General features: G+C 70.9%; 3 protein-coding genes and 1 pseudogene. 1 reads left to right on the top strand and 3 read right to left on the bottom strand.

The window, feature by feature from the left end:
• Positions 1 to 502, bottom strand: a pseudogene (locus ABZW18_RS34255) (histidine kinase); the annotation flags it as partial.
• A gap of 274 nt (positions 503 to 776) precedes the next feature.
• Here ABZW18_RS34255 and ABZW18_RS34250 point away from each other — a divergent pair.
• A complete protein-coding gene (locus ABZW18_RS34250; RefSeq protein WP_356195298.1) occupies positions 777 to 1,622 on the top strand; it encodes a TylF/MycF/NovP-related O-methyltransferase in 846 nt (281 codons plus the stop codon).
• A gap of 145 nt (positions 1,623 to 1,767) precedes the next feature.
• Here ABZW18_RS34250 and ABZW18_RS34245 read toward each other — a convergent pair whose 3' ends face one another.
• Positions 1,768 to 2,133 (bottom strand): DUF488 family protein, encoded by a 366-nt coding sequence (locus tag ABZW18_RS34245; protein WP_356195296.1) that lies wholly within the window; start codon positions 2,131 to 2,133, stop codon positions 1,768 to 1,770.
• Positions 2,134 to 2,375: 242 nt separating this feature from the next.
• Entirely contained in the window at positions 2,376 to 3,848 is a 1,473-nt protein-coding gene (locus tag ABZW18_RS34240; protein WP_356195294.1) for a UDP-N-acetylmuramoyl-L-alanyl-D-glutamate--2,6-diaminopimelate ligase, read from the bottom strand.
• Between the last annotated feature and the right edge of the window lie 226 nt (positions 3,849 to 4,074).

The following is a 4,074-nucleotide window of genomic DNA, read 5'->3' as shown; positions in this document are numbered from 1 at the left end:
GTGCCCGGACACTGTCGTAGGCGATGCCGACGGAGACCGCACCGACGATGGCGCCTTCGGCGTCCCGCAGCGGGACCTTCCCGCGCGCCGAGCGTCCGAGCGTGCCCTCCTCGATGCCCGTCCATTCGCGCCCGGCGAGCGCCTCGCTGGGGTCGGTGCTGACGTGTCTGCCGATCTCGGCCGGGGTGGTGTGCGAGTAGCGGATGCCGCGGAGGTCCACGACCACGACATAGCTCGCGCCGGTGGAGAGGCGGATGCGCTCCGCCGCGGCCTGCACCGGCCCGTCGGGGTCGGGCCGGCCGGCGAGCAGGTCGCGGGCCATCCCCGGTTCGGCGGCCGTGGCCTGGGCGATGGCGAGGGCGCGGCGCATTGCCTGGTCGTCGAGCTGTGCGCCGAGGGGAGCGAGGAAGAGTCCGGCGGTCAGCGCTGTCACACAGGTGGTGATGGCGAGCTGGACGAGCAGGACTTGGGCGAAGACACGCCGGGGCCAGCGGATCCGCATGGGCGTTCCTCTCCATGCCTGGCCGGTTCCGGCACGGCGCGCCACCGGAGTCCGCACCTCCGTTTCTTCCTGACGAACAGAACGTAGCTGTGTGCTGTCCCGGTGCCCAGCCCTCTTGCTTCCCTGTTGCCACCTTGTTGTAGCGCGAGCAAAACGAGCACAACAGGCTCTGTGCACGGAAGACGCGCTGCGCTCAGAAGGCGTCGGAAGCGGCCGGCACCTCGCGCGCTCCTCCCGGACTGCGGGGACGAGCCACCCGCAGTAGCTTCTTTCCATGGGCTGGAAACAGGCAGTCAACCGATCCCTCAAGCAGCACACCGGCTACGAGCTGCGCCGTTCCGCACGGGCCGCACCCGGGAGTACGGGCCGGGCGCCTGCGAACGGCGGTACAGGCAGGACGGCAGCACCCAGCGGTGCGAGCGACCCGGCCGCTCCGCGCGGTCCGAACCTGCCGGCCGACTACGACGACGAGGCGCGCGCGGTCATCAACGCCGTTCGCCCGTACACCATGACCTCACCCGAGCGGCTGAACGCCCTCGTCCTCGCCACCCGGTACGTCAGCAAGCACCGCATTCCGGGCGCCGTGGTCGAGTGCGGCGTCTGGCGCGGCGGCAGCATGCAGGCTGTGGCCCACACCCTGATCTCGACCGGGGACACCGGCCGCGACCTCTACCTCTTCGACACGTTCGAAGGTATGCCGCCACCCACGGACAAGGACCGGCGCCGCGACGGGGAGTCTGCCGCCGACCTGCTCTCCCGCCGGGGGAAGGACCACCCCATCTGGGCCGTCGCCACACTGGACGATGTCCAGGAGGGCTTCGCCCCGATCCCGTACCCCGATGAGCGTGTCCACTACGTCCAGGGCCGGGTGGAGGACACCATCCCCGCCAGTGCGCCGGACGAGATCGCGATCCTGCGGCTGGACACCGACTGGTACGCGTCGACCCGCCATGAACTGGAGCAGCTCTACCCCCGGCTGGTCAGCGGCGGCGTTCTGCTGCTCGACGACTACGGCTGGTGGCAGGGCTCACGTGAGGCCGTCGACGAGTTCCTGGAGAAGACCGGAGCCCGCCTGCTCCTGCTCCGCATGGATGAGGGCCGCATCGCGGTGAAGCCGTAGCCACAGCGCCCGCGACGCCGCTCTCCGCCGCGCCCGGTCGCCCCCCCGGAGCCGCTCGCCCGCGCGTCCCGTTCGCCCGCGCGTCCCGTTCGCCCGCGCGCCCGTTCGTCCCCGTGTCCGTTCACCCGCGGCAACGCCTCGGATGTCAGTTCCGGAGCATCGTGGCGAGGACTTCGGCTTCGCTGATCTCGGGACGCCTGGTCGCGGTGAGCAGGGTCAACGTCCGTCGTCCCCCGGCCAGTTCGCGCAGGTGCGCCAGGGCCTCCGCGCGCTCGGGGTCCTCGAGTTCGGCCCGGTAACGACGGCCGAATTCCTCGAAGCGCTCCGGGTCGTGGGCGTACCACTTGCGCAGTTCCGTGGACGGCGCGACCTGCTTGCACCACTCGTCGAGCGCCGCCTCGGCCTTGGCCAGTCCTCGCGGCCAGATCCGGTCGACCAACACCCGGGTGCCGTCGTCCCGCGCCGGATCCTCGTAGACCCGACGCACCCGCACCTCGGTCCTTCCGGCCATCACCGGCCTCCTCACGTCTGGTGACTGCGGCGCCCGCTGTCGGTACCCGGGAGGGAACGCGACAGCGATCAGTTTCAGCCTGCTGGCCATCGCCCCGCCCGGCAACCGCGCACGCAGCGGCTCGGTCTCCGCCCTCACTCGCTGAGGCCGAGCCACGACGAGTCCGTGGACCCGTCCACGGGCCCCGTCCACGGGTCGCGTCCGCGCGTCGCGTCCGCGCCTCGCCTCCGTGGATCGGCGGTCTACTCCTGCGCGAGTTCGCGTACGACGGTCATGTCGTCGAACGGGATCAGCTCGTCACCGATGATCTGGTGCGGTTCGCTGCCCTTCCCCGCGATGAGGACGATGTCCCGAGGCCTCGCGGCAGCGAGGGCGAACCGGATCGCCTGGCGACGATCGGTGATGCGCTCGAACGGTGTGCCCGTGGCGGTGAGAGCGGGAGCGATCTGGTCGAGGATCGCCTCGGGGGACTCGGTGCGCGGGTTGTCCGAGGTGAGGACACACAGGTCCGAGAGCTCGCCCGCGATCCGTCCCATGGAGGCGCGCTTCGTGGCGTCCCGGTCGCCGCCACAGCCGAAGACGGTGATGATCCGGGCGGCGGCGAATCCGCGGACGGTGGTGAGAACCTTCTCCAGCGAATCCGGGGAATGCGCGTAGTCCACGATCACGGAGGCGTCCTGCGGAGCCTCCCAGCGCTCGAGCCGGCCCGGTACGGCCGGCATGCGGTCGAGCGCACCGACGAGCGACGCGAGATCGTGGCCCAGGAGGTGGCAGGCCGCCACGGTGGCCAGCGCGTTCAACACCGAGAACGGCCCGGGAACGGGGATGGCCGCCGCGAACTTCCGGTCGCCGTGGTGCAGCGTGAAGCGGCTGCCCGCGGCGTCCACCGAGAGGTCGGTCGCGCGGTAGTCCGCATCGGCCTCCAGGGCGTACGTGGTCACCGCTCCCGGCATCAGCTCCTGGATCCGGGCGCTGACCGGATCGTCGGCGTTGACCACCGCGCGGCGGCACAGACCCCGGAACAAACCCAGTTTGGCGGTCGTGTAGCTCTCCATCGTGCCGTGGTCGTCCAGGTGATCCTGCGTCAGATTGGTGAAGACCCCGACATCGATGAACGTACGGTCCACCCGGTGGGTCAGCAGGGCCATGGACGTGGCCTCCAGCACTACGGTGCCGGTGCCCCTGTCGCGCATGTACCCCAGCAGATACTGGAGTTCGGGGGACTCGGGGGTGGTCAGGACCGACCTCGGCATCGGGATCTGCTCGCTGCCGATACGGCTGCCGGCCGTCCCGATGACCCCCGCCTTGACGCCCTCGGCGGTTCTGAGGAGCGACTCGACCATGTACGACACCGAGGTCTTCCCGTTGGTGCCGGTGATGGCCACCATGTCCATCGGCCGTCCCGGTTCGCCGTAGTAGCGGGAGGCCGCGACGGGCGACATCGTCCGGGTGTCCGGCACCCGGACCACGCATACGCCCGCCGGCACGTCTCGTGCTCCGGCGGGTTCGCCTTCGACCATCACCGCCACCGCCCCGCGGTCCACGGCCTGCCCGATCGCCTCCGGGCCGCCCTCGTCATGGCCCGGGACCGCGATGTACAGCGCGCCGGGTGCCATCCGATGGGTATCGAAGCTCATTCCCGCAGTGATCCGCGCTTCCGGGTCGCCCTGGAGTACCTGGTGGTCATGCCCGTCAAGCAGTTCGCTGAGTTTCACAACTGTCCCATCGAAGGGATTCCTGCGTAAAACTCCATGGCACGCGGCCTTGCGGCACGGCCGCAGGGCTCTGCGAGGAACCGCGGTTGGAGACCTGGTCGTGGGGGGGGCCCGGCCCGGGGGGGGGGGGGGCGGGGTGCGGCAAATAACAAGAGGCGCGGCGGGGCGCGGAGGGGGCCGGGGCACCACGCGCGGGGGGATGGGGAGGGGGGGTGTGGGGGGATGG

It is taken from the genome of Streptomyces sp. NPDC004647, from assembly GCF_040609575.1.
Lineage (GTDB): Bacteria > Actinomycetota > Actinomycetes > Streptomycetales > Streptomycetaceae > Streptomyces.
The sequence above is the reverse complement of the archived record's forward strand: the minus strand, read 5'-3'. Positions and strand labels throughout refer to the sequence as shown.